At 47.1% G+C, this 23,192-nt stretch carries 19 protein-coding genes and 9 tRNA genes; 8 read left to right on the top strand and 20 right to left on the bottom strand.

The genetic code is table 11. From position 1 onward, the window contains the following. Positions 1-18: 18 nt before the first annotated feature. The gene (locus tag MHN33_RS18195; RefSeq protein WP_239400016.1) at positions 19-1,116 is read left to right on the top strand and encodes a hypothetical protein; all 1,098 of its coding nucleotides are present in this window, start codon (positions 19-21) and stop codon (positions 1,114-1,116) included. Positions 1,117-1,140: 24 nt separating this feature from the next. On the opposite strand, the gene MHN33_RS18190 is transcribed toward MHN33_RS18195, so the two are convergent. From MHN33_RS18190 to MHN33_RS18140, 11 genes are all read right to left on the bottom strand, one after another. Beyond that, positions 1,141-1,214, bottom strand: a tRNA-Cys gene (locus MHN33_RS18190). Positions 1,215-1,247: 33 nt separating this feature from the next. After that, positions 1,248-1,323, bottom strand: a tRNA-Gly gene (locus tag MHN33_RS18185). A gap of 357 nt (positions 1,324-1,680) precedes the next feature. Further along, positions 1,681-1,767, bottom strand: a tRNA-Leu gene (locus MHN33_RS18180). A 32-nt stretch (positions 1,768-1,799) separates the two neighbouring features. Beyond that, positions 1,800-1,875 (bottom strand) — tRNA-Gly (locus MHN33_RS18175). Between the two features lie 172 nt (positions 1,876-2,047). Beyond that, positions 2,048-2,134, bottom strand: a tRNA-Leu gene (locus MHN33_RS18170). Positions 2,135-2,171: 37 nt separating this feature from the next. Then, positions 2,172-2,245 (bottom strand) — tRNA-Cys (locus MHN33_RS18165). 33 nt (positions 2,246-2,278) lie between these two features. Further along, a tRNA-Gly gene (locus MHN33_RS18160) sits at positions 2,279-2,354 on the bottom strand. Between the two features lie 299 nt (positions 2,355-2,653). Next, entirely contained in the window at positions 2,654-3,199 is a 546-nt protein-coding gene (gene pgsA, locus MHN33_RS18155; RefSeq protein WP_239400014.1) for a CDP-diacylglycerol--glycerol-3-phosphate 3-phosphatidyltransferase, read from the bottom strand. 44 nt (positions 3,200-3,243) lie between these two features. Next, on the bottom strand, positions 3,244-5,067 hold the full coding sequence (gene uvrC / locus MHN33_RS18150; RefSeq protein ID WP_239400012.1) for an excinuclease ABC subunit UvrC: 1,824 nt from the start codon (positions 5,065-5,067) through the stop codon (positions 3,244-3,246). Positions 5,068-5,107: 40 nt separating this feature from the next. Continuing rightward, on the bottom strand, positions 5,108-5,758 hold the full coding sequence (gene uvrY, locus MHN33_RS18145) for a UvrY/SirA/GacA family response regulator transcription factor (protein WP_010385932.1): 651 nt from the start codon (positions 5,756-5,758) through the stop codon (positions 5,108-5,110). Positions 5,759-5,965: 207 nt separating this feature from the next. After that, positions 5,966-7,132: a dicarboxylate/amino acid:cation symporter gene (locus MHN33_RS18140; protein WP_239400010.1), complete on the bottom strand. Its 1,167-nt coding sequence runs from the start codon at positions 7,130-7,132 to the stop codon at positions 5,966-5,968. A gap of 213 nt (positions 7,133-7,345) precedes the next feature. Between MHN33_RS18140 and MHN33_RS18135 the strand changes: the two genes are divergently transcribed. The 5 genes from MHN33_RS18135 (at position 7,346) to MHN33_RS18115 (ending at position 14,360) form a co-directional block, all read left to right on the top strand. Then, on the top strand, positions 7,346-9,655 hold the full coding sequence (locus tag MHN33_RS18135) for a DUF5916 domain-containing protein (protein WP_239400008.1): 2,310 nt from the start codon (positions 7,346-7,348) through the stop codon (positions 9,653-9,655). A 199-nt stretch (positions 9,656-9,854) separates the two neighbouring features. After that, a complete protein-coding gene (gene cysK / locus MHN33_RS18130; protein ID WP_239400006.1) occupies positions 9,855-10,823 on the top strand; it encodes a cysteine synthase A in 969 nt (322 codons plus the stop codon). Positions 10,824-11,015: 192 nt separating this feature from the next. After that, positions 11,016-11,918: a transporter substrate-binding domain-containing protein gene (locus MHN33_RS18125; protein ID WP_239400004.1), complete on the top strand. Its 903-nt coding sequence runs from the start codon at positions 11,016-11,018 to the stop codon at positions 11,916-11,918. A gap of 92 nt (positions 11,919-12,010) precedes the next feature. Beyond that, positions 12,011-13,375, top strand: coding sequence for an MATE family efflux transporter (locus MHN33_RS18120; protein WP_239400002.1), 1,365 nt, complete (start codon positions 12,011-12,013; stop codon positions 13,373-13,375). A gap of 1 nt (position 13,376) precedes the next feature. Beyond that, the gene (locus MHN33_RS18115) at positions 13,377-14,360 is read left to right on the top strand and encodes a helix-turn-helix domain-containing protein (protein WP_239400000.1); all 984 of its coding nucleotides are present in this window, start codon (positions 13,377-13,379) and stop codon (positions 14,358-14,360) included. Here MHN33_RS18115 and queE read toward each other — a convergent pair. Further along, a complete protein-coding gene (gene queE / locus MHN33_RS18110; protein WP_239399998.1) occupies positions 14,357-15,022 on the bottom strand; it encodes a 7-carboxy-7-deazaguanine synthase QueE in 666 nt (221 codons plus the stop codon). The two genes, MHN33_RS18115 and queE, sit on opposite strands and share 4 nt — an antisense overlap. 229 nt (positions 15,023-15,251) lie before the next feature. Here queE and queC point away from each other — a divergent pair, with 229 nt between their 5' ends. Beyond that, a complete protein-coding gene (gene queC / locus MHN33_RS18105; RefSeq protein WP_239399996.1) occupies positions 15,252-15,908 on the top strand; it encodes a 7-cyano-7-deazaguanine synthase QueC in 657 nt (218 codons plus the stop codon). 142 nt (positions 15,909-16,050) lie between these two features. Further along, on the top strand, positions 16,051-16,266 hold the full coding sequence (locus tag MHN33_RS18100) for a hypothetical protein (protein WP_239399994.1): 216 nt from the start codon (positions 16,051-16,053) through the stop codon (positions 16,264-16,266). Positions 16,267-16,318: 52 nt separating this feature from the next. Here MHN33_RS18100 and MHN33_RS18095 read toward each other — a convergent pair whose 3' ends face one another. From MHN33_RS18095 to folP, 8 genes are all read right to left on the bottom strand, one after another. After that, complete coding sequence (locus tag MHN33_RS18095) at positions 16,319-17,296, bottom strand: RimK family alpha-L-glutamate ligase (protein WP_239399992.1); 978 nt, start codon at positions 17,294-17,296, stop codon at positions 16,319-16,321. A 112-nt stretch (positions 17,297-17,408) separates the two neighbouring features. Further along, on the bottom strand, positions 17,409-19,388 hold the full coding sequence (locus tag MHN33_RS18090; RefSeq protein ID WP_239399991.1) for a UvrD-helicase domain-containing protein: 1,980 nt from the start codon (positions 19,386-19,388) through the stop codon (positions 17,409-17,411). Between the two features lie 116 nt (positions 19,389-19,504). Next, a tRNA-Leu gene (locus MHN33_RS18085) sits at positions 19,505-19,590 on the bottom strand. A gap of 81 nt (positions 19,591-19,671) precedes the next feature. Further along, positions 19,672-19,757, bottom strand: a tRNA-Leu gene (locus MHN33_RS18080). 10 nt (positions 19,758-19,767) lie between these two features. Beyond that, a complete protein-coding gene (gene secG, locus MHN33_RS18075; RefSeq protein ID WP_239399989.1) occupies positions 19,768-20,115 on the bottom strand; it encodes a preprotein translocase subunit SecG in 348 nt (115 codons plus the stop codon). Positions 20,116-20,119: 4 nt separating this feature from the next. Next, on the bottom strand, positions 20,120-20,863 hold the full coding sequence (gene tpiA, locus MHN33_RS18070) for a triose-phosphate isomerase (protein ID WP_239399987.1): 744 nt from the start codon (positions 20,861-20,863) through the stop codon (positions 20,120-20,122). Between the two features lie 79 nt (positions 20,864-20,942). Next, positions 20,943-22,283, bottom strand: a complete 1,341-nt coding sequence (gene glmM / locus MHN33_RS18065) for a phosphoglucosamine mutase (protein WP_239399985.1) — start codon at positions 22,281-22,283, stop codon at positions 20,943-20,945. Further along, positions 22,280-23,125: a dihydropteroate synthase gene (gene folP / locus MHN33_RS18060; protein WP_239399983.1), complete on the bottom strand. Its 846-nt coding sequence runs from the start codon at positions 23,123-23,125 to the stop codon at positions 22,280-22,282. The genes glmM and folP overlap by 4 nt, the downstream gene beginning before the upstream one ends. Positions 23,126-23,192: the final 67 nt, after the last annotated feature.

Genomic DNA, 23,192 nt, shown 5'->3' with positions numbered 1-23,192 from the left:
TATTAACAAGGATCGACTGTGCATTCATCTGCATTTTTCGCTCTGCTGGTGGGCACAGCCATACTCACTGGCTGTAAAACCCTTTCACAGCAGCCACAAAAGCGTCAGCTCACGCATTTACCATGCTGGGTTCAGTCGCCCAAACAAGCCGGGGAGCTGGGCTTTATTGGCACGGCAGCGCCATTCAGTGCAATTCCCAATGGTTCTGAGCTGGCCAGCCGAACCCGGGCACTGAAAAAACTGGCGGCCTATCATGCTATTGAGTTACAGCGCAGCGATCTGCAAGGTGTGACACCAGATGAGCCCACTCAGGTGTTATCTTCCGGTCATACCATCTACTACTCAGCGCCCTTTAATACCCAGGATACCCAATACAGCTATGTCAGCTTCACGCCATCTGATGAAAGTGCCAGCTGTCGTGTAAGCCTGTGTGACTTTTCACTCTGTCAGCCTGCCTGGCTATGTGAAAACGAACAACGCAACCAGGTGCTGGGGGTGAGTTACTACACGGCATCGCCCCATCAACAGATCTCAATCAGTGAGCGCAATGCCAAAGCAGTGGCGAGCTTTTTGCTGCAGGCCCGGGTGAACGCGACGGAATATCTGCAAGAGCGCGCAATCAATCGCGACGGCACTTTGCAGCACGAGGTAAGCTTTAACCGCAATGGTGAAGTAAAAGCACAAGGTATGCCCATGCGCCTGGCACTGCACCAGAGTTGTCAGTATGGTTCAACACTCATCGGTCTGTATAAGCCTGATGTACTTGAGACTGTGACTACACCGACCACAAGCGCCATAGCCGACATAAAACGCAGTGAACACCTGGTGTTAGGCGCGTTTGGTGAAGATGGCACTATGACCTCAGATAACCTGCTCAGCACCGCCATCAAGCTTGCTATTCAGGATGCCCTGACAGAGATTGCCAAAAACAAAGGGATCACCGTAGATACGCAGGTAGAAATAAAACACCACCAGGGGCAATACCTGCTCATCAGCAGCGAATTTACCATTAATGAAAGTGTCAGCGGTGAGTTAGTGGACCTGAGAATTCAATATAAAAACGACATACCGGTGATTTACGTGTGGTTATTGGAAACAACTGGAAAAAGAATTTAGAAATGGGGTAAATCAGGAAGAAAATGGAGGCGGAACCCGGAGTCGAACCGAGGTAGACGGATTTGCAATCCGCTGCATGGCCACTCTGCCATTCCGCCGCATTGTGTTGATACTTAGTGTATCAGAGAGATTGGAGCGAGTAACGAGGTTCGAACTCGTGACCTCAACCTTGGCAAGGTTGCGCTCTACCAGCTGAGCTATACTCGCGTTCCATATGCTTTTTAACTTAGTGGCTAAATGTAAGATGCAAGGTTGCGTCTACTCATTTATCCAGCTGAGCTATACTCGCGTTCCATATTGCTTTTTAACTTAGTGGCTAAATTCAAGAAACAAGGTTGCGTCTTTTCATTCATCCAGCTGAGCTATACTCGCGTTCCATATGCTTTTTAACTTAGTGGCTAAATGTAAGATGCAAGGTTGCGTCTATTCATTTATCCAGCTGAGCTATACTCGCGTTCCATATGCTTTTTAACTTAGTTAATAACTAATGTTAAATCGCTTTTTAGTATTGCTACATTAACTTAATCTTACTGTCATATCAAGCGATTAAGCTGAGAGTAACAATGGTGCCCGGGGCCGGACTTGAACCGGCACGCTGTTACCAGCGAGGGATTTTAAATCCCTTGTGTCTACCAATTCCACCACCCGGGCATCGGGTTTGCTAAAGCACCAATTGTTTAAATTGGAGCGAGTAACGAGGTTCGAACTCGTGACCTCAACCTTGGCAAGGTTGCGCTCTACCAGCTGAGCTATACTCGCGTTCCAGGAGCTTTCTAACTTTTTGGTAAAATGTAAAAAGCAAGGTTGCATCTTTCCATTCTTCCAGCTGAGCTATACTCGCATTCCGTAAGTTTTTTAGCTTAATGCATGTATGAAATCTGCAATTTTGCATATTTCAACTCATACAGTTGAGCCAATCAACTCTAAACAATGGTGCCCGGGGCCGGACTTGAACCGGCACGCTGTTACCAGCGAGGGATTTTAAATCCCTTGTGTCTACCAATTCCACCACCCGGGCATCGGGCTGCTTTCGCATGTGGAGTTTGTTGAGAAAATGGAGGCGGAACCCGGAGTCGAACCGAGGTAGACGGATTTGCAATCCGCTGCATGGCCACTCTGCCATTCCGCCACACTATTCTGACTAGGTCAGATAAAGAGAAATTGGAGCGAGTAACGAGGTTCGAACTCGTGACCTCAACCTTGGCAAGGTTGCGCTCTACCAGCTGAGCTATACTCGCGTTCCGCTTTTGCTTTTTAACTGCGTGATTGAATGTAAGAAGCTAGGTTGCGTCTTGCTATTCATCCAGCTGAGTTATACTCGCATCAAAATAAAATTTAAAAGTAACTTTATAAATTTTATTTAAATTCAAACCTTTCAACATATTGACGTGATTTGAACTTCTCTTTTTGTTAGGCTGTTGCCTCTCAACACGGACGCATTCTACAGAAGTTCCGGGAGGCGTCAACATAAAAAATGAAGCTTTTTAATCGTTTGCTTATTTTTTATCTAAAACGCTTTGTATTCAGCCAATGTATACTAAGATTTAATCAATTCCGTACGAGCCGCATAGAAATATTGCATCATAGACACCACAGTCAGCAAAGTTGCAATGGCTAACAATGCATAACTTAGCATGACCATCCAGGGCGCAAACTGCCAAATCAAACCAATAATGGCCAGCATTTGTGCAGCAGTCTTGAACTTGCCCATCCAGGACACCGCCACATGACCGCGCTTGCCCTGCTCAGCCATCCACTCTCTGAGCGCAGAGATAACGATTTCACGACTTATAATGACGATGGTGGCTACAGTCATAAACATATTTTGATAGTGGGTTGCCAGCACCACCAGCGCCACACTCACCATGACTTTATCTGCCACGGGGTCCAAAAACGCGCCAAATGGCGTTGACTGTTCCAGCTTACGCGCCAGGTAGCCATCAAGAATATCAGTTACCGATGCCAGCCAGAAAATAAAAGCGGCAGCAAAAAACGCCCATGAATAAGGCAAATAAAAGATCACTGCGAATACAGGAATAAGTAACAACCTAAATGTTGTGAGCGTGTTTGGAATGTTCCACATAACTACTAAGAGAGACTCTTTTTTTACTATGTTCGCATGAACGCTTAAGCTTTGTCATGCAAATGGTTAAATATCTTTTCAGCCAGCTGAGGACTGATCCCGGGCACTTGTTTTAGTTGTTGTATATTGGCGGCTTTTACGCCCTGCATTCCTCCAAGGTATTTAAGCAGTGCCTGGCGTCGCTTCAGGCCAACGCCTTCAATTTCTTCCAGAACGGATTGCGTCCGTTGTTTCTGACGCTTGCTCCTGTGTCCCGCTATCGCAAAGCGGTGAGACTCATCGCGAATATGCTGGATTAAATGCAGTGCCGGTGAATCACTATCGAGGTTAATGGTCTTGCGTCCGCCATCAATCAACAAAGTTTCTAAACCAGGCTTACGACTGGTACCCTTCGCCACACCAACCAACATTGGTAACTTGTCCAGCGTCCAGGACTCAAAGAAAGATTCGGCTTTAGACAATTGACCTTTGCCACCGTCGATAAAGATAATGTCAGGCACTTTATCAGGATCAGTAACTTTGCCATAACGCTTGTTCAGCGCAAACGCCATGGCCGCGTAGTCGTCGCCCGGTGTAATACCCGTGACATTATAGCGGCGATATTCACGATTGTTAGGCCCCTGCCCGTCAAATACCACGCATGATGCCACAGTGTTTTCACCCATGGTATGACTGATATCAAAACACTCCATACGGTTGATATCCGACACCCCAACCGCCGCTTTCAACCTGGCATACCGTTTATCAATAGAATCCTGTGCATTTTGCTTCACTATAATGCTGTTAAGGGCATTCTTGTTGGCAAGTTCCAGGTACTGTGCTCGCTCTGCGCGCACGTTAACCCTGAGCTGCACTTTACGCTCAGCAACCTGTGTGAGGGCTGTCGCAAGATCGTCCAGTTCAATAATTTCAAACGGCAAAACAATATCTTTAGCAATTCTGCCATGGCTACCGGTTGACACATAGTATTGACCAACAAAACTGCTGAGGATCTCTTCGCGGCCCGAATCTTTCGGTATTTTAGGGAAGAAGGTTTTAGACCCCAGTACCTTATGCTCCCGGATCATCAGCATATGGATCGCACACAAGCCATTGTGCTGTGCAAACCCTATCACATCCATTTCGGCGAAATTACCTGCGACGGATTGTTGTTCCTGCATCTGACGCAGCAGCGCGATTTGATCCCGATATTTGGCCGCTGCTTCAAAATTCAGCGCCATGCTCGCCTGCTCCATTTTCCCGACCAAAGTAGCAATCACCTGATGTGACTTACCGCTCAGAAACTGGCGTACCATATCGACCTGCTCGGCGTAGTCGTCATCACTGACTTTCGCCACACAAGGCGCCGAACAGCGTTTTAGTTGATACTGTAAACAAGGTCGGCTGCGCGCCCGATAGTAGGCGTCTTCGCATTGTCTGACAGGGAAAATCTTCTGCATCAGACGCAAACTTTCCGACACAGCAGCACTGCTGGGAAAAGGGCCAAAATACTCACCCTTTTTCTTTCTTGAACCACGATGAAACGCGAGCCGAGGGTGGCGATGGTCGGTCAGTAATATATATGGGTACGACTTGTCATCGCGCAACAGAATATTGTACCTGGGCTGGTACTTTTTGATCAGGTTATTTTCGAGTAGTAAGGCTTCAGTTTCGGTATTCGTCAGGGTCACTTCAATGTAACGAATGTTACTCACCAGCACCCGGGTTTTAGCATCCGGTATATTGCTGCGAAAGTAGCTGCTTACGCGCTTTTTGAGATTTTTGGCTTTACCGACATAAATAACCTGGTGATCTTCGTCATACATACGATAAACACCAGGTTCCGTGGTCAGCGTTTTAAGAAACGCCTGACTATCAAATACTGCCATGATTGAGACTTATCTCTGTTCAGAACAACACTCTCACTTATTAGTGAGAACTGTCGATATCAATCATTTTATGGCGAATAGCCAGGTGTGTTAGCTCAACATCGCCGCTAACATTCAGTTTTTCGAACATACGGTAACGGTAGCTGTTAACCGTTTTGGAACTCAAATTGAGCCTGTCTGCAATATCCTGCGCTTTTTCACCTTTGGTGATCATAAGCATGATCTGAAGTTCACGGTCAGATAACGACTGGAACGGATTTTCATCCACTTTACCACTAAACTGGGCCAACGCAATTTGCTGTGCAATTTCAGGGGCAATGTAACGTTGACCGGCATTCACAGCACGTATCGCATTGATCATTTCATCCGGGCCGGCACTTTTGGTTAAATAACCGTGCGCACCAATCTGCATAACCTTACTGGGAAACGGATCTTCGCAATGCACAGTCAGCACAATCACCTTTACGTCCGGACAGTAACGGCAAATTTTCTTCGTCGCTTCCAGACCGCCAATACCTGGCATATTCATATCCATTAACACGATATCAGGTTCACTCTGGCGACAGTAACTTACTGCCTCTTCACCCGTTTTAGCCTCTCCGACCACTTTAAACCCGCGCACATCATCCAGAATGCGCTTTATACCGGTTCTGACAAGTTCATGATCATCAACTAAAAGTACGTTAATCAACGGGTCACCCTCACACTAGCCTTGGTAGTGGCAGTTAACTGCCAAATGTCGTTTATATAATCGTCTGATTATGAATGAATTATGCACACATAAATGCATTTAATAAGCGTGCATTTATGCCCTGCAAGAGTAACACAGAAAATCGCAAAGCATAATCAATTCGAGTTTCCAGTTTAGGTAAAAACAGCCTTTAGTATGAGAACCTGACTAAGAATTACCATGTAATTTCAAATCCTGCTCTGAGAAACGGTCTACCCACAGGGCTATGACACCGTCGCCGGTTACATTACAAGCGGTACCAAAGCTATCTTGCGCCAGATACAAGGCAATCATCAGAGCAACAGCACTTTCATCAAAGCCCAGCATAGTACTTAGCAGGCCCAATGCCGACATGACTGCCCCTCCCGGCGCACCCGGTGCGGCTATCATAACAATGCCCAGCATGAAGATGAAAGGCAGCATCTGGCTCAGAGAAGGCAGAGTCATCTCAGGTGACAGCAACATCACGGCCATTGTGCAGGTCACTATGGTGATCGTTGAACCTGAAAGATGAATTGTGGCGCACAAAGGCACCGTAAAGTTCGCCACTTCCTCTTTCACCTTGTTTGATTTACTGGCACGAAGCGAAACCGGAATGGTCGCTGCACTGGACATAGTACCAATGGCAGTAAAGTAGGCCGGCAGCATATTTTTAATCAGCTCCAGCGGGTTACGCTTTAACAAGATGCCTGAACTGATGTACAAAAATGCCAGCCAAAGCCAGTGCATAGCAACCGCCGCCAGTAACACCACACCGAATGTACTCAGCGTATCAGCCACGGTACCCGCAACCGCCATCTCGGCAAATACACCAGCAATATAAAATGGCAGCGCAGGAATAATCACCTTAGCCAGCAGCGCATCAATAACATCACGTCCCTGATCAACCACCTGCTTAAGCTGAGTCAGGTGAAGCTGGCTAATCCCTATACCAAATACAAATGCCGTTGCCAGCGCCGTCATAACCCCCATCAGCGGCGGGACTTGCAGCTTAATAAGGCTCTCTATTTTAGTGGCCTCTGCTGCCTGATAAGCAACACTACCTTCAAACATGGGTACAGCCAGGCTAACTAAAAGGACGGCCAGAGTACCTGCAATGACCGTAGAACCGTAAGCGAAGCCGACCGTTTTACCTAACAAGTGACCTGACGCCTTGGGTAGCCCCGCAATACCTGATGCGATATAAAACAAGATGATCAGTGGAATGGTAAAAGAGATCAGTTGCCCGATGATCACCTTAACGGTATAAAGCAGTTCGATCATCAGCATAGGCAAATAAAAGCCCGCCAGTACACCGGCAAAAATACCAGCGACAAGTTTTAAAATTAGAGACATACAACACGCCTGATTGATAACAGATGCGCCTTTTTACCATGGAATGACAATGCAGGTACATAGTTCTGCGATATGACTTGACTAACTGTTCACAAAATATAAATAAAATACCGCTCAACCCGGCCACTTTGCTGTTAAACGCTAAATAATTGTTCACACTGTATCTCTGGTATTTAATGCGCCATCAAAGTTGTGCTATCAAACCCGATAATAATGTTAAATAAAGTTTTAAGCTCACTCTCAATCGTTGCGCCCTGCCTGTGGTTCAGCGCAACCAGCCTCGCAGCCGAGCCTGCTATTCCTTATATCAATGCCAGCGTGAACATCGACGGAAAACTGGATGAAGCCATATGGCAACAGGCAAAGTACATCGCCATCGACAATGTCACCTGGCCGTACGAAAATACACAAAGTCCGGTAAAAACCAGTGTACGGGTATTTGAAAATGGTCAGTCGCTGTTTCTGGCCTTCGATGCCAAAGATCCCGATCCCAGTCAAATCAGAGCATTTTTCCGCGACCGGGACCGCAGCTGGAACGACGATCTCGTCGGCATAAAAATAGACTCATTCAATAACGGCCGCAGTGCTTATCAGTTTTTCATTAACCCTCTGGGTGTCCAGCAGGATTCCATCGAGAATGTCTTGAGTGGCAACGAAGACAGCTCCTGGAACGGTATCTGGGATTCTGCCGGCCGAATTAATGACGCAGGCTATGTAGTTGAAGTAGAGATCCCACTGCGTGTCCTCAACTTTGATAACAGCCTGGATACCAAAACCATGGCCATGGAGTTCTTACGCTTTTATCCACGCAGCGAGCGACTACGGATTTCAAGCATGAACATTGCCCATGAAAACCAGTGCTGGGTATGCCAAATGCCGGCATACACCGGGTTTTCTGATGCCAAACAAAGCAGTAACCTTGCCGTGATCCCATCAATGGTGCTGAGCCGTCAGCAAACCAGAGACATTGACGGCAGTACCATCGAGGACTGGGAAACCAACACCGACTATGAGCCCGGTCTGGACGTAAAGTGGGCCATTACACCGGATACCACGTTAAACGCCACGCTGAACCCGGACTTTTCTCAGGTGGAAGCCGACAACGGCCAGCTGAGTGTCAACAACAGTTTTAGTTTGTTCTTTCCGGAAAAACGTGCGTTCTTTCTCGACAATGCAGACTACTTTTCCTCCCATATTAATCTTTTGCACACCCGCAACATTGCCGCCCCCGATTATGGTGCTAAGTTGACTGGCAGTAAGCAAGGCCACACTTACGCCGCCTTTGTGACCAACGATGAATTTACCAATGTGATGATACCGGGTAACTTGGGCTCCAGTGTGGTTTCATTAGAACAAAAAAGTGAAAATGCCGCATTGCGCTACCGATATGATGCCGATGACACGCTGTCGGTGGGCGCATTAACCACAACCAGGCAAAGTAACGACTACAAAAATCAGTTGATCAGCCTGGATGGCAAGTATGAGCCTACCGCAAATGATACTTTTAAAGCACAGATCCTGACCTCAAAAACCGATTACGACCCGGCCATGGTCACAGAGCTCTGTGATGATGAGACGCTGGATGATTGTGAAATAGATGAAAGTGTGCTGCGTACCCAGCTCGAGGATGACAACCAGGGCCTGGGCTATATGCTAGACTACCGCCATAATCAGAAACACTGGAAAGCATTTGCCAGCTATCGTAATTACGATGCTGCCCTGCGTGCCGACATGGGGTTTTTGTCACAAGTAGATTTCAACAAATTTGTGACCGGCTTTGAATATCGCTGGTATGGTGACGAGCAGACCTGGTGGAACCGCACCCGCTGGTACACCGACTGGGATATCAGTCACAATGAAAAAGGTGAGTTACTGGAAAAAGAAGTACAGAGCAACTTTGCCATTAATGGTCCGCTGCAAAGTACCATTGACTTTGGCGTCGATCATCGTAAGCGTACCGGTTTACGCCATGACGAAAGTAGCCTGGCGATCGACGGTAACACTGATTTGTTTACTGAAAACACCCAGTGGGTTTATTTGGAAAGTAAACCTGCCCCGGGTGTGTTCAGCGGACTAACGTTACGCCGAGGCAACCGCGTCGATTTAGCCAATAACCGCATGGCTGATGAGCGATATATCCGCCCTTTGCTGGACTTTTATCTGGGTCAGCATTTTGAGGTACGTCTGCGTCACACCTATCAGAAACTCACCGCAGATGGCATGGAAGTATTTACCGCTAACCTCAGTGATGTGCGCTTTACCTATCAGTTTAACATCAATAGCTACCTGAGACTGGCGTTCATCAAAACTGACATCCGCCGCAATCAGGCGAATTATATCGACGACGTGGACAGCCATTACAAGCGCCTCAGCACGCAACTGCTCTACGCCTACAAGCTTAATCCACAAACGGTGTTTTTCGCCGGATACTCAGATAATGGCTATCAGGATGATGACTTGAGCAAGATCAGCAAAGATAACAAGACATTTTTTGCCAAGTTTAGTTATGCCTGGTTGATGTAAGCCCCTCCTCATTGGCCCAGTCAGGTACTGAAACTGACTGGGTTTATACTGCTCTTTAATTATACATATTTATTTTTTTATTCCATCAAGGCATAAGCCTTTTTAATATATCTTATAGCCATTCTTTCCTTTTGTTTTGCTACAACCCCAGTAAAGTGTGACTAGAATTAAATATCCTTAGCTCATTCAAGGGAAAATTATGTCGAACGTTTTTGCAGATAACAGCCTGTCTATTGGCAACACCCCGATTGTTAAACTTAACCGCGTGACTGGTGGTAATGTCTTTGCCAAGATTGAATCTCGTAACCCGAGTTTCAGCGTAAAATGCCGCATCGGTGCTTCTATGATTTGGGAAGCCGAGAAAGCCGGATTGCTAAGCGAAGGCAAAGAGCTAATCGAGCCAACGTCTGGTAATACCGGTATTGCACTGGCTTTCGTTGCTGCATCACGCGGTTACAAACTGACACTAACCATGCCAAACACCATGAGCCTGGAGCGTCGTAAGCTACTAAAAGCGTTGGGTGCTAAACTGGTACTGACCGAGGGTGCCAAAGGCATGAAAGGCGCAATTGAGAAAGCCAATGAGATCCAGGCTGGTAACCCGGAAAAATATGTTCTGTTACAACAGTTCGAGAATCCGGCTAACCCGAAAATCCATGAAGAAACCACAGGCCCTGAAATCTTTGAAGCGATGGAAGGTGCTATCGATTACTTCGTTGCGGGCGTTGGTACTGGTGGCACCATTTCTGGTGTATCTCGCTACCTGAAAAAAGCAAAAGGCCTGGACGTTAAGTCAATTGCGGTAGAGCCAGTTGACTCAGCAGTCATCACCCAGGCCCTGGCAGGGGAAGAACTAAAGCCTGGCCCACACAAAATTCAGGGTATTGGTGCGGGTTTCATTCCGGGCAACCTGGATCTTGAACTGCTGGACGGCACAGAGCAAGTTTCAAACGAAGACGCGATTGCAATGGCACACCAGCTAATGAAAGATGAAGGCATTTTAGTTGGTATTTCATCTGGTGCGGCTGTGGTGGCGGCAAAACGCCTTGCTGAAAAGCCTGAAAACGCAGATAAAAACATTGTGGTCATTCTGCCAAGTGCAACAGAGCGTTATTTGTCGAGCCCCTTGTTTGCAGATGAGTTTACCGATCAGGAGTTAGTTCAATAACCTTTTTGTGCCCTACCTGTTAGACTAATTGACGATAATAAGGCCAGCAAAATGCTGGTCTTATTGTCTTCTACCCTTCCTTTTGGCGTGATACTGTCTAGACTTAATAAATAATCGATGAAGCCTAAAAGCAATCTCATCGCTTTATTTTTAAACGCTTTTATCTCAATTGTGCGCACCAGGAAACATGTTATGAAAACACTCACCAGGCTATTCTTGCTGTTACTGTGCAGCGCCTCGCTAACCGCCTTCGCGAGCCTGAATGTTGGCTATTTCAAACAAGGGAAATACATCATGGTACAGGGTGAGCAATACCGGAACGGTTATCTCTATAATAAAGGCGGAGATAAGCCATTATTGCATCTGGTGACGCTGGACTGGCCTCCATACATTGGCGATCAATTATGCAATAAGGGCTGGGTGTTTCAGTTTACCATCTCACTACTCGCCGATCAGGATTACCCTGTCTATGTTGAGTTCCTGCCCTGGGCTCGCGCAGTAAAAGCCGTTGAATCTGGCCGGGCAGATATTCTCTTTCCAGAATACTTTATCGAAGATGCATCGCCATCCGATAACTACCAGGGCAAAACACGCCGAGAGTTGCTGGCCCTGTCCAACGCCTACCCAGGTGGAGAAATCGCTTTGCTAAAGCGCCGGGGAGAGTCGGACAACTTTGAAGGCAACCTCAATGCGCTTAAGGGGGCGACCATAGGTGTGGTACGTGGCTACCAAAATACCCCGGAATTTGACGCTATGATGGACAATAATGAATTTGTGATTGTCGAAGCTGTCGATGATCTGCAACTGGTTAAACTGCTCATCGGCAAGCGCGTTGACCTCATTATTGGTGATCCCAAAGTATTGCGCTTTACCGTAAGTTACTCGGATCTGACCAAGTCAGAAAAAGTTACTCTTTTGAGGGGACTAGAAAATGTCGAACCAGCCCTGAGATATAACAACCTCTATTTTGCACTCAGCAAAGCTAAAGCAAACTGGCGAGGAGTATTAAACGACATTAATAAAGGGCTATATTTATTTAAAAACAGTGGTGAGACAGATCGCATCATTGAAATGGGCAGTTCTGAATGCTATTGAGTACGTTTAGCTAAGTGCGCAAGATTTGAATATTTTTCCTGAGATAAGGTCCTTAGACTAGCCTGACGCTAATATCTTGCAGGAAAGTCTTAATGTCAGTAAACCATCACCGCGTGTCTCATGGTACAGATCACCTCGTGACCGAACCTGTCAGCGCTTTGTTCCTGAAACACTTTTTTCCAGTTTGTATCGGTATGCTGGTCGTCGGGCTTTACAACCTGGTCGATGGGCTATTTATCAGCCATTTTATTGGTGAGCAGGCGCTGGGCGCCGTTGCCATGGTATTCCCTGTACAAATGGGGATTGCCGCACTGGCTGCCATGCTCAGTTCTGGCATGGCTACGCTGGTAACGCGCCAGCTGGGTGTACAACAGCGCGTAAAGGCCGGGCTGATAATCGGTCATACACTCCAAATCGCCATTATCCTGAGTACAATGCTCCTTCTTTTAGGCTGGCTCTATCCGCTGGAAATATTAAACTGGCTGAGCGTCAAGCCACTATTCCAGGCAGATGCTTATGCCTATCTGCATCCCATTATACTATTTAGCTTTGTTGCTATCACTCTGTCTGTACTTGGAGACATTTTTCGAGCCGAAGGACAGCCGCAGAAGCTGATGTTTTTAATGTTAACAGCCGCAGGATTCAACATCATATTGGATTATATATTTATTGCTGTGTTTGAATGGGGTGTTGCGGGCGCGGCAATCGCAACGGTCACCTCACAAGTGGTTGCTTTGCTATTTGCCGCCTACTTGCTCACAAATCCAGACAGGCTTACACCCATATATTTTTCGATTAGCCACAGGGAGTGGCTACCCATTTTGGTAACCGGCGCCCCCATACTGATCACTCAGCTATGTCTTGGCTGGCAAACCGCTATCATGAATATTCAGCTGATGACGATAGCAGGTGAAACCTGGGTTATCGCCTATAGTATGTTAGGCCGGGTGCTAACCTTCGCAACCCTGCCCCTTATTGCTATGTTGATCACCTTCCAAACATTATGTGCATATAACTTTGCCGCACAGAACCTGGTCCGCGTACGTAAATCAATTAAGATAGCGCTAGTCTCTATGATGTTATACGCCACACTACTGGTACTAGTCTTAGCCATATTTGCCCCGGGTATTATGGCCTGGTTCACCGACCAGCCGCAGCTTATTTTCAGCGGCCAGGTCATGATACACTCTGCGCTGTGGGGTTTACCGCTAGTCACTTTTATGCTGCTTGCCAGTGGATTCTATCAATCTACTGGCGATACGCGTCGAGCCAGCTTTTACAGCGCACTCAGAATCATCTTTGTGTTTACGCCATTGCTACTGATATTGCCATTGTGGTTTGACCTGAATGGGATCTTTATGGCGATCGTCGGTGCCGACGTTATCGCCGCGCTGGCTACCTGTACACTGTGTTGGTTTCACTACAAAGAGACAGATATAATTCAGTTGGATAACTAAAATGCAGCATCATATTGATCAACAAATCAAGCATCGCGAATTATATTATCAACGCTTAAAACCTGTGGTAGCTTACATCCACAGCCATCCTGACCAACCGGTTACGCTGGAGAAAGCAGCTTTGCTCAGTCACTTCTCCAAGTACCATTTTCAGCGCATTTTTTCTGCGCTGATGGGTGAATCACTGACACAATACAGTAATCGCGTCAGGCTTGAGCGCGCTGCCTCTTTACTATTTTTTCATGCTGATAAAAGTGTGACAAACATCGCTCTGGACTGCGGCTACTCAAGCAGTGCCAACTTTACACGCTCTTTCAAAGAACACTACGGCATTACGCCAGTCAGTGTCAGAAAAACGGAACGACTAAGAAAACAATTAACAAAAAGCCTGCCGCCACAGAAAATAAATATGGAATTACTCATGCAGCTGCAAGCTGACCGGATGTCTGAACAAACTACAGCGCTATGCCCGACACCTGCCCAGGTTATAAACATTGATACAATGACGCTGTGTACGCTCAGAGCACCTCAAGGTTATCATCTTGACGGGATCTGGCAGTGCTGGGAACAGCTGCAACAGTGGGCCCGGACACATGGTCTTGACGAGCAAAGTGTTACTAAACTTGGGTTCAGTCACGATAATCCGCTTTTTACTCCGCTGGATAAAGCTAGATATGACGGTGCACTGGTGATCCCTGCAAGCTTAAAATCAGCCGTTTTGAGCCCTTTCAGGCTCAGCACCTTAGCGGCTGGACAATATGCTGTTTTTCACTATCAGGGTTTGGTGGGGAATCTGCTCCCTTTTCAGCTGGCACTGTATGCCGCCTGGTTACCAAATAGTGGTTTTGAGCCGGACGACGCGCCATTAATCGAACACTACAACCAGCCTGCAGAGCGCAAACACGATGCTGAACCTGCAAATAACGTGATTGCGCTGGAGATTTGGTTAAAAGTGAAACCGCTGGCTACAACCACGCTCGGTTAGCTGATACCGATATACTTATGTACCTGCACAGACAAGCGCCAGTTTTTCTGTTTACAGGTATCGATCGCCAGCTTGGTAGCTTTGGCCTTCTGGCTGATAGGTTGCAAATAGACCAGCTTGGGCTGAACGCCGGTTTGCTCAAACAAGGCCTCCAGCTCTTCCACATGCTTTTCCATCGCGACCGGATGCTTGATTTCATCTGCTCTTTGCATGGCACTGGTAAGCACTTTGTAGCCTCCCCGCATATTAATCTTTGGTGAGACCGTTACCCAGGTTTTCTCAGGAACCAGGATCTCAAACGTACCACTGGTTTCGACCTGAGTGTGATATCCCTTTGCATGTAGTGTGTCACACAAGGGGTTAAGGTCATACATACAAGGCTCTCCGCCGGTGATCACAACGTGTTTTGCGGTATAACCCCGTTCTTCAAACAAAGCCAACAGTTGCTCTGGCGTGGCATTGGCCCAATAATCAGAGTCAGCTTTTTTCTCGACCGTTTGTTCAAGGCTCACTAGATAAACCGGGTCTACCTCCCAGGTTTGTTTGGTATCACACCAGGCGCAACCAACAGGACACCCCTGCAAGCGCACAAAAATGGAAGGCACACCGGTGTGGCTGGCTTCACCCTGGATGGTTTCAAACACTTCATTTATCTTGTACAAAACAGCTCCGAACTCACTTTACATCCCGGTTTAAAACCGGACACATGACGACTTAATAACAGTTACATTTTATATTGGCGACAGCCACAACGCTGAAAAACTGACATAATCTGACCCATCGGATTGTCATTTTTTCAGCGGCCGTGTAGTATATCGCGCCCTGACATAAACCTCTATTAAAATTGCGAGTATGTCAGTGAGTAATCGAGCACATAAACGAGGCAAACCAATGAGCGAAAAAGTCGTTGTAATATATTCCGGTGGTATGGATTCATATACGGTCCTGAACAAGGCTCTCAAATCGGGCTATGAAGTCTATGCATTGTCTTTCAATTATGGCCAGCGACATGTGAAAGAGCTCGAAATTGCACGGCAAGCTTGTAATGAGCTCGGTGTGTCACATAAAATTGTCGATATTTCTGCTATCAATCAACTCATTGGCGGCTCTTCCCTGACCGATGACATTGACGTGCCGGAAGGCCACTACGAAGAAGAAAGCATGAAGAGCACGGTTGTGCCAAATCGCAATATGATCTTATTGTCTCTGGCGGTGGGCTATGCGGTGTCGCTAAAAGCAAGCAAGGTCTTTTACGGTGCCCACTCTGGCGACCATGCAATTTATCCGGATTGTCGTCCCGAGTTTGTGAAAAAAATGGACGACGTCTGTCGTATCGCCAATTACGAAGAGATTGAAATTGTCTGCCCTTACCTAAACAACAGTAAAATTGAGATCCTCACAGACGGCCTGAAAATGGGACTCGACTACAGTAAAACCTGGACCTGTTATAACGGCCGTGAAAAAGCATGCGGCAAGTGTGGTGCATGCCAGGAGCGCCTTGAAGCCTTTGAATTAAATCAGGCAAGTGATCCTTTACCGTACGAATAGCCTCAGCCCCGTGGGCGCATGAGTCGTCGCCCACACTCCAAATCACATCTTGAAACAGATAGGCCACAGATCTCTTGTTTATAATTTGCTACGATTGGAGTAGTAAATATGAAAATGGATAATAAGTATGCCCGGTACCACAATGATTTTTTTGATTGTTTTGATCGCAGTGGGTTTTGGCACTGTTCGGGAAATCTATGCTAAACGCCTGGAAATGAAGAAGCTCGATGGAATGAGTCAGGCTGAGAAGCAGGCCATGCAAGAAGAAATCAAACAACTGCAATCACGGGTTGCGGTACTTGAACAGATCGTCACCGAAGATGGCTATCAGGTTGCAAGAGAAATTAATAAGCTATGATACCAGAGGACATTTTTCTACTGGTATCATAGTGAGCCAAAAGCGTTGATATTTAGACGGTAGTAGCTGCTGGTTGTGCTTTAACAGCAGGTTTTTTGACATCTGGTTGCTTCGGCGCTTTCTTGTCAAAAATCCCTAAGCGAATACGAATAAAGTGCAAAATTTCCCGCGCAACATCCACATCTACGGCGGCCTCAAGCCCTTCAAAGCCCGGACTCGAATTGGCTTCACAGATCTTAAAGTGTTCTTCATCAAACAACAGATCAATACCCGCCATATCCAGATTGAGAATATTGGCCGTTTGAGTCGCTAGCCATTCTATCTCAGGCGTGATCGGATGAGACAGGCCTTTGGCACCTGCACTCACGTTTGCTTTAAAGTTCGCGCCGCCAGAGTTTCGCTCCATACAGGCCACCACACGGCCACCGATCGTTAGTACCCGTAAATCTCTGCCATGGCTGGATTTGATGAATTTTTGCAAAATAATATTGGCTTTCGGGCTGGTTGCTTCAATGAGCTGCATGAGATCATCAAACTCACTGCGGGACTTAGACAAAAAGACTCCGCTGCCTTGCGAACCAGACAGCGTTTTTACCACCACCGGAAAACCTATTTGCTTTTCAACCAAATCGATATTAACTGGGAATTTCACCAGCATGGTCTTCGGCGTGGGCAAATTCTGTTGTGCCAGGATTTGTTGTGCAAACAATTTATCCTTGACCGTTTCGATGGCCTCGGAACTGTTAAAGCAATGCACACCGAGGCGCTCCAGATGGCGAATGATCGCCAGCGCAAAATAAGTTGTACCTGCCCCCATGCGTGGCAGCACAAAATCGGGCAATGATACCGGCTCACCATCGATCAGAACACTCTGATCATCTTCCCGGGATACCAGCAAGTCAAACTGATCGGGAGAATAAACCTGTAGATCAATATTCTCTTCCTGAGCGACTTCCAGTAGCCGCTTGATCTCGTAAGTTTCTGGTTTTAGCAGGGTTGCTGAGTCTTTGTATATAATCCATCCACGCATTGGGGTTCTCTATGATTGCTCGTGTTTCAAAGCGCGAATTATGGAAAGCTGCAGGCGTAAAGTACAACAAAATTATTTTGTCGTCAGGATAAAAGAATTCCCGCCCGACGTATTAGTCTAGCAGCGCCAGCGTCTGTTCGATAAATGGGCTGGGTTCATCAGGTACCAGTAAACAAACCTGCTTGCGGGCACGGGTGAGCGCCACATAAAACAGTCGACGTTCTTCGGCATCCGGATATGACTCGGCCTCAGGCAGCAACGCCTCGATGATAGCTGCACTTTGCTGCCGGGCAGGTACACTGTCTTTGTGTAGCCCCAGCAAAATGCTAAAGTCCGCTTCTTTGCCTTTGGCGCCATGAAAGGTCAAAGCCGTAATTTGGGCACGCGGAAAACACTGTGAGAGCCTGGATACTGCCTCAGGTGTGGGCAAAAACTTGTGATTGCGAGCCAGCAAAAGCACCGTGCAGGGTTCAGCTGTGAGATCTAAAAACCCCTCTATCGCTATGTTTAGCGCATTCTCATCATCCGGGCGAGCTATCAGTGCCGGACAGGTCGCTACCTTGCTCGAATTCACCCGTTTCATCAATTGATTTGGATTCTGACAAACAAACTCGCTGGCAATATCCAGTAACTGCTGCGGATAACGAAAAGTCATGTCGAGTTGCTGGATAGTTGCCTCGCCAAAGTGTTCAGCAAAATGCGTCGTCATCGAGATATCCCCACCACTAAAGCGATATATCGCCTGCCAGTCATCGCCCACTGCAAACAATGCATTACTGTTATTCTGTCCCAGTAGTGCTTTAAGCAAGGCCGCTCTTAACGGAGAAATGTCCTGAAACTCGTCGACCAAAACTACTTGCCAGGGGCTCCTGAACTGGCCACTACGTACATGCTCAATCGCTCGCGTGATCATATCATCAAAGTCTATACATTGTTCTTTCTGCAGGTAGAGTTGATAGTCGGTCAGGACTGGTCGAAAACAGCTGTTCCAGAGCTCAAACTCCTGACTGAGAGACTGAACTTTACCCAAAAACAGCGCCTGCTTGTAAAAGCTCAGCGCTTCTGAAAACTGACGTATAAGTCTCTGTGCAGCATGAGATGCCAGAACAAGCTTTTCACACTTCTCTGTCTCGGCAAATTGGCGTTTGAGTAGCACGAGTAAATCACGCAGATAGAGCGGATCCTGGCAAAGCGATGCCAGTGTCTCAGCAATAAACTGCGCTCTGGCGGTGTCATTCTGACAGAGTGCGGACAGTTTTGGTTTGCGGCCTTCAGCCTGTGCAATGATCTCCAGGCCCAGGCTATGAAACGTGGCACATTCCACTTTCACCTTGCTGTGACTGAGCCTTTGCTGCATTTCAGCAGCGGCCTCTTTACCATATGCCAGCATCAGTACCTGCTCTGCTGTTACCTGTTGCGAGTGCAACAGGTATGCAGCCTTAGCGACCATGACGCTGGTCTTGCCTGTGCCTGCCCCGGCTAACAATAACTGACGCTCATCCTGCACCACGCAGGCTCGGCGCTGGGCCTGAGTAAGCGGCTGAGCGCATACGGTATCGAAAAAGGACGCATAACGAGATAATTGAGCCTGAATATAGGCTTCTCTGAATTGAGCCAGATCTGTTTCCTGCCAGCCATTAAGCTCAGTTACCGTATACTGGGCTTGCTGCAAAGTCTCAGGCAGGCCAGCCTGACTTTGCCAGCCACTCCAGTACTTTGCCAATTCGGCGATAACGGAGCGCGTTGCCGCCCAGTAACGTACAGACAGGTAACGGCGTTGTAAAAGCTGCTCCAGCGATGTTATCGAACCAGACAAGCGCACTTTATGTGTATTAATCCAAAACGCTTCAAGCTGTCCCTGAAATTGTGGTTCAGGATACTTTTGTATTCGAATACTCAGCACAGTGTCCTGTTTGTAACACTCAAGCCGTGCGCCCAGCCAGTCAACAGTGATGACAGGCGGCCGATATTGCTGCATCCAGGGCAATAACTCTTCGTGGCCAGGGCGCAATATCTTGATCCCCTGCGCGCTTACCTCAACGGATTTAACGTTATGGAATACTCTGGAAATAAAATGAGCAGAAAAATGCATAAAAAGAAGGAAAGACTAATTTCTTTTATTGTAACTCAATGTGGGAAGAATGGCGCAGCTAAGTAATTTAAATTTAGGAGTTTTTAAAAAATAGGAAGGCAATAAAGATACCCGATTGGTGCGAATGGGGGGACTTGAACCCCCACGAGCTATGCTCACCACCCCCTCAAGATGGCGTGTCTACCAATTCCACCACATTCGCAATTCGGTGTAATGCAGCGTGTTTGTCACACGTTTTTCTCACTTTATAATGAGAGAGCCAGTGCATCTCTGGCTCTGATTTTGGTGCGAACGGGGGGACTTGAACCCCCACGAGCTATGCTCACCACCCCCTCAAGATGGCGTGTCTACCAATTCCACCACGTTCGCTGAATAATTTCTAATTTGGGACGTCTGAGTTGTTTTGAGACTCTTCTGACGCAGGCACATCTTCCGCAGCAGGTGCAACAGTCGCAGCCGGAGCTTCCAGATTTTCCCACTGATCAGCCTGCTTGATTTGGCTTGCAGTCATGCTTCCCAGTACAATACTCAGGACGAAAAAAACCGTCGCAAGAATTGTTGTTGTTTTGGTCATAAAGTTTCCAGCACCTGATGAACCAAAGACAGTCGCCGATGCGCCAGCACCGAATGATGACCCCATATCAGCGCCCTTGCCTTGCTGAATCAAGATCATACCGATCAGAGACAGCGAGACGACCAAATAAATAACCAAAAGAATCTCGTACATTTACTTATCCCTTTGCACTTTCACAGATAGCTTTAAAGCTTTGAGGTTTGAGACTCGCTCCGCCTATCAGGCCACCATCAATATCTGCTTGTGCGAATAATAATTCACTGTTACTTTCATTGACACTGCCGCCATATAAAATGCGCAGTGCACTTGCAACTTGTTGATCATAACTATGTAACAAGTCACGTATATACTTATGTGTTGCCTGAGCTTGCTCTGGTGTGGCTGTTAAACCGGTACCTATTGCCCAAACTGGCTCGTATGCTATCACAGAATTTGCTAGTGATGCTATGCCTAATTTTTTTATCACAGCTTCAAGCTGTTGTTTAACAACTTCTTCTGTCTTGCCTTCTGTTCTTTGTGCTTGGGTTTCACCAATACACAAGATAGGTGTCAGGCCGCTGCTTTGTGCTTGAGCAAACTTATTTGCTACATCTTCATTGGATTCGCCGTAAATACTGCGTCTTTCTGAGTGACCCACCAAGGTGTAGTTTGCACCCAAAGATTTAACCAAAGAAGCTTGGATTTCGCCGGTATAGGCGCCAGACTCAAATTCGGACACAGTCTGTGTGCCACAATTCAAACCTGCTGATATCGCCTCAGACAACAAAATTGCCGGAGGAAAAACGAGTACCTCACGCTGTTCGCCTGAGACTTGCTCACTCACCGCTGCAATTTCTTTTATCAGCTCACAAGAGCCGTTCATTTTCCAGTTGCCTGCGACGATTGGCTTTCTCTGTCCCATGTATTACTCCGCATCAGAAAGCGGGTGAGATACTAACGTCACTCACCCTAAGTTACAAGAAAAAATTGTGGATTTTGGTTTAGTTGCTCACAGATTCAACGACTTGAGCAATTTTGGTGGCAAAGTCAATAACTTGCTTCTCTTGTTCGGCCTCAACCATGACACGAACAACGGGTTCCGTACCGGACTTTCTTAGCAACACCCGTCCTTTATCTCCAAGCTCAGCCTCCACCTCTTTCACAGCCTGCTGAACCTCAATGGCAGATACAGGATCTGTCCCTTTGGCATAACGGACATTGATCATTTTCATCGGATATTTGACAAACCCGGCTCCCAAATCTTTTAGTGTCTGATTTTGTGCAACCATCGCAGCCAGTACCTGCAAACTCGATACAATACCATCACCAGTTGGGATAAGATCCAGATTCAGCACGTGACCTGAGCTTTCACCGCCAATTGTCCAGCCATGCTCCTGAAGCTTGCTCAGCACATAACGGTCACCCACTTTACTACGCTCAAACTGAATGCCTTTTTCTTTCAGGGCATTTTCCAGACCCATATTTGACATCACAGTACCGACTACGCCACCTTTTAGTTGCCCACTTCGTTGAGCCTGAGCAGCGATGATATATACGATGTCATCTCCATCGAAGACACGCCCATTGTGATCCACCATCATCACCCGATCGCCGTCACCGTCGTAGGCAATTCCGACATCCGCCTGAAGCTCCAGCACATGACGTTTTAACGCGTCGACATGCGTTGCACCGCATTTTTCGTTTATATTGACACCATTGGGTTCACACGCAGTGCAGATCACCTCAGCACCTAATTCACGCATCACAGCAGGTGCGATGTGGTAAGTTGCCCCATTTGCACAATCCAAAACTATTTTGAGCCCTTCTAACGATAACTCATTAGGGAATTGCCCTTTACAAAACTCAATATAACGACCATCCGCATTTTCAAGGCGTCTTGCCTTGCCGAGTTTATCCGAAGCGACACATGTCATGGGTTCGTCCAGCATAGCTTCAATTTCCAGCTCTACTTCGTCCGGCAGCTTCTTGCCATCTCCACCAAAGAATTTAATTCCATTGTCATGATAAGGGTTGTGCGACGCACTGATCACTATGCCCGCTTCAGCACGGAATGTTTGTGTCAAGTAAGCGACTGCGGGGGTCGGCATTGGGCCCAGAAGCACTACATTAATACCCGCAGCAATGAGACCAGCCTCTAAAGACGTCTCCAGCAGATAGCCGGATATACGCGTGTCTTTACCAATTATTACCTTTTTGGTACCAGACTTAGACAGTACTTTACCTGCAGCCCAGCCTAATTTAAGCGCAAACTCAGGCGTGATAGGAAACTCCCCTACCATCCCACGTACACCATCCGTTCCAAAATATTTTCTTGTTGTCATTTATTTACTCCATGCGTTGCTGCGCGCCAAACCCGCAGCACATCATTGGTTTCTTGAACATCATGAACGCGTAGGATCTGCGCCCCCTGTTGAGCACATAACAATGCCCCACCGAGACTTGCAGCCAGGCGCTCATCTGTATCCCGATTAAGTAATTTGCCAAACATAGATTTGCGGGATAACCCGGCAAGAATAGGTAGTTTAAGTTCAGCAAAATAAGATAACTGCCCTAACAGCGAAAAGTTGTGTTCCAGCGTTTTACCAAAGCCAAAGCCTGGATCAAGAATAAGGCGTTCACGTGCAATGCCCACTTCGGTACAACGAGTAATGCGTGATTCAAAGAATGCGTGAATGTCTTTAAACAAATTCTGATAACTCGGCTCCAGCTGCATCGTTCTGGGTTGCCCCTGCATATGCATCAGGCAAACTGGCACATCGTCGTAACGCGCGGCTATATCAAGCGCTCCGGGCTCCTGTAATGCTCGCACATCATTGATCATATCTGCACCGGCTTCAATCGCAGCCATCATCACTTCTGCCTTGCTGGTATCAACCGAAATAATACAATCAGACTGCGCTCGAAGACCCTCAATAGCGGGAATAACACGCTCCAACTCCTGTTCTAACGATACGTCAGGTGCCCCAGGTCGGGTTGACTCGCCACCAATATCAAGCATGCTTGCGCCTTGTGAGAGCAAAGACAAACCGTGCTTGACAGCGCTGTCAGCACGAGAATACTTGCCACCATCTGAAAAAGAGTCAGGAGTTACATTAACTATTCCCATTATCTGGGGTGTTGAAAGGTCCAGTGTACGACCACGAGGAAGTCTGAGCTTAAGCATATTTCGCCTGTTGAATTGCTTGTATATAAGCATATTTTATAAAAAACTGCCACATTAAGATAGTAAG

Source organism: Pseudoalteromonas sp. OOF1S-7, from assembly GCF_022347765.1.
Taxonomy (GTDB): domain Bacteria; phylum Pseudomonadota; class Gammaproteobacteria; order Enterobacterales; family Alteromonadaceae; genus Pseudoalteromonas.
Note: the sequence above shows the minus strand (reverse complement) of the source record. Positions and strands in the feature narration are given on the sequence as shown.

Bases quoted from the DNA above. Each gene is read 5' to 3' on its own strand.
- pgsA (WP_239400014.1), bottom strand. From the start codon at position 3,199: ATGTGGAACATTCCAAACACGCTCACAACATTTAGGTTGTTACTTATT.
- uvrC (WP_239400012.1), bottom strand. From the start codon at position 5,067: ATGGCAGTATTTGATAGTCAGGCGTTTCTTAAAACGCTGACCACGGAA.
- MHN33_RS18140 (WP_239400010.1), bottom strand. From the start codon at position 7,132: ATGTCTCTAATTTTAAAACTTGTCGCTGGTATTTTTGCCGGTGTACTG.
- MHN33_RS18135 (WP_239400008.1), top strand. From the start codon at position 7,346: ATGTTAAATAAAGTTTTAAGCTCACTCTCAATCGTTGCGCCCTGCCTG.
- cysK (WP_239400006.1), top strand. From the start codon at position 9,855: ATGTCGAACGTTTTTGCAGATAACAGCCTGTCTATTGGCAACACCCCG.
- MHN33_RS18125 (WP_239400004.1), top strand. From the start codon at position 11,016: ATGAAAACACTCACCAGGCTATTCTTGCTGTTACTGTGCAGCGCCTCG.
- MHN33_RS18120 (WP_239400002.1), top strand. From the start codon at position 12,011: ATGTCAGTAAACCATCACCGCGTGTCTCATGGTACAGATCACCTCGTG.
- MHN33_RS18115 (WP_239400000.1), top strand. From the start codon at position 13,377: ATGCAGCATCATATTGATCAACAAATCAAGCATCGCGAATTATATTAT.
- queC (WP_239399996.1), top strand. From the start codon at position 15,252: ATGAGCGAAAAAGTCGTTGTAATATATTCCGGTGGTATGGATTCATAT.
- MHN33_RS18100 (WP_239399994.1), top strand. From the start codon at position 16,051: ATGATTTTTTTGATTGTTTTGATCGCAGTGGGTTTTGGCACTGTTCGG.
- MHN33_RS18095 (WP_239399992.1), bottom strand. From the start codon at position 17,296: ATGCGTGGATGGATTATATACAAAGACTCAGCAACCCTGCTAAAACCA.
- MHN33_RS18090 (WP_239399991.1), bottom strand. From the start codon at position 19,388: ATGCATTTTTCTGCTCATTTTATTTCCAGAGTATTCCATAACGTTAAA.
- secG (WP_239399989.1), bottom strand. From the start codon at position 20,115: ATGTACGAGATTCTTTTGGTTATTTATTTGGTCGTCTCGCTGTCTCTG.
- tpiA (WP_239399987.1), bottom strand. From the start codon at position 20,863: ATGGGACAGAGAAAGCCAATCGTCGCAGGCAACTGGAAAATGAACGGC.
- glmM (WP_239399985.1), bottom strand. From the start codon at position 22,283: ATGACAACAAGAAAATATTTTGGAACGGATGGTGTACGTGGGATGGTA.
- folP (WP_239399983.1), bottom strand. From the start codon at position 23,125: ATGCTTAAGCTCAGACTTCCTCGTGGTCGTACACTGGACCTTTCAACA.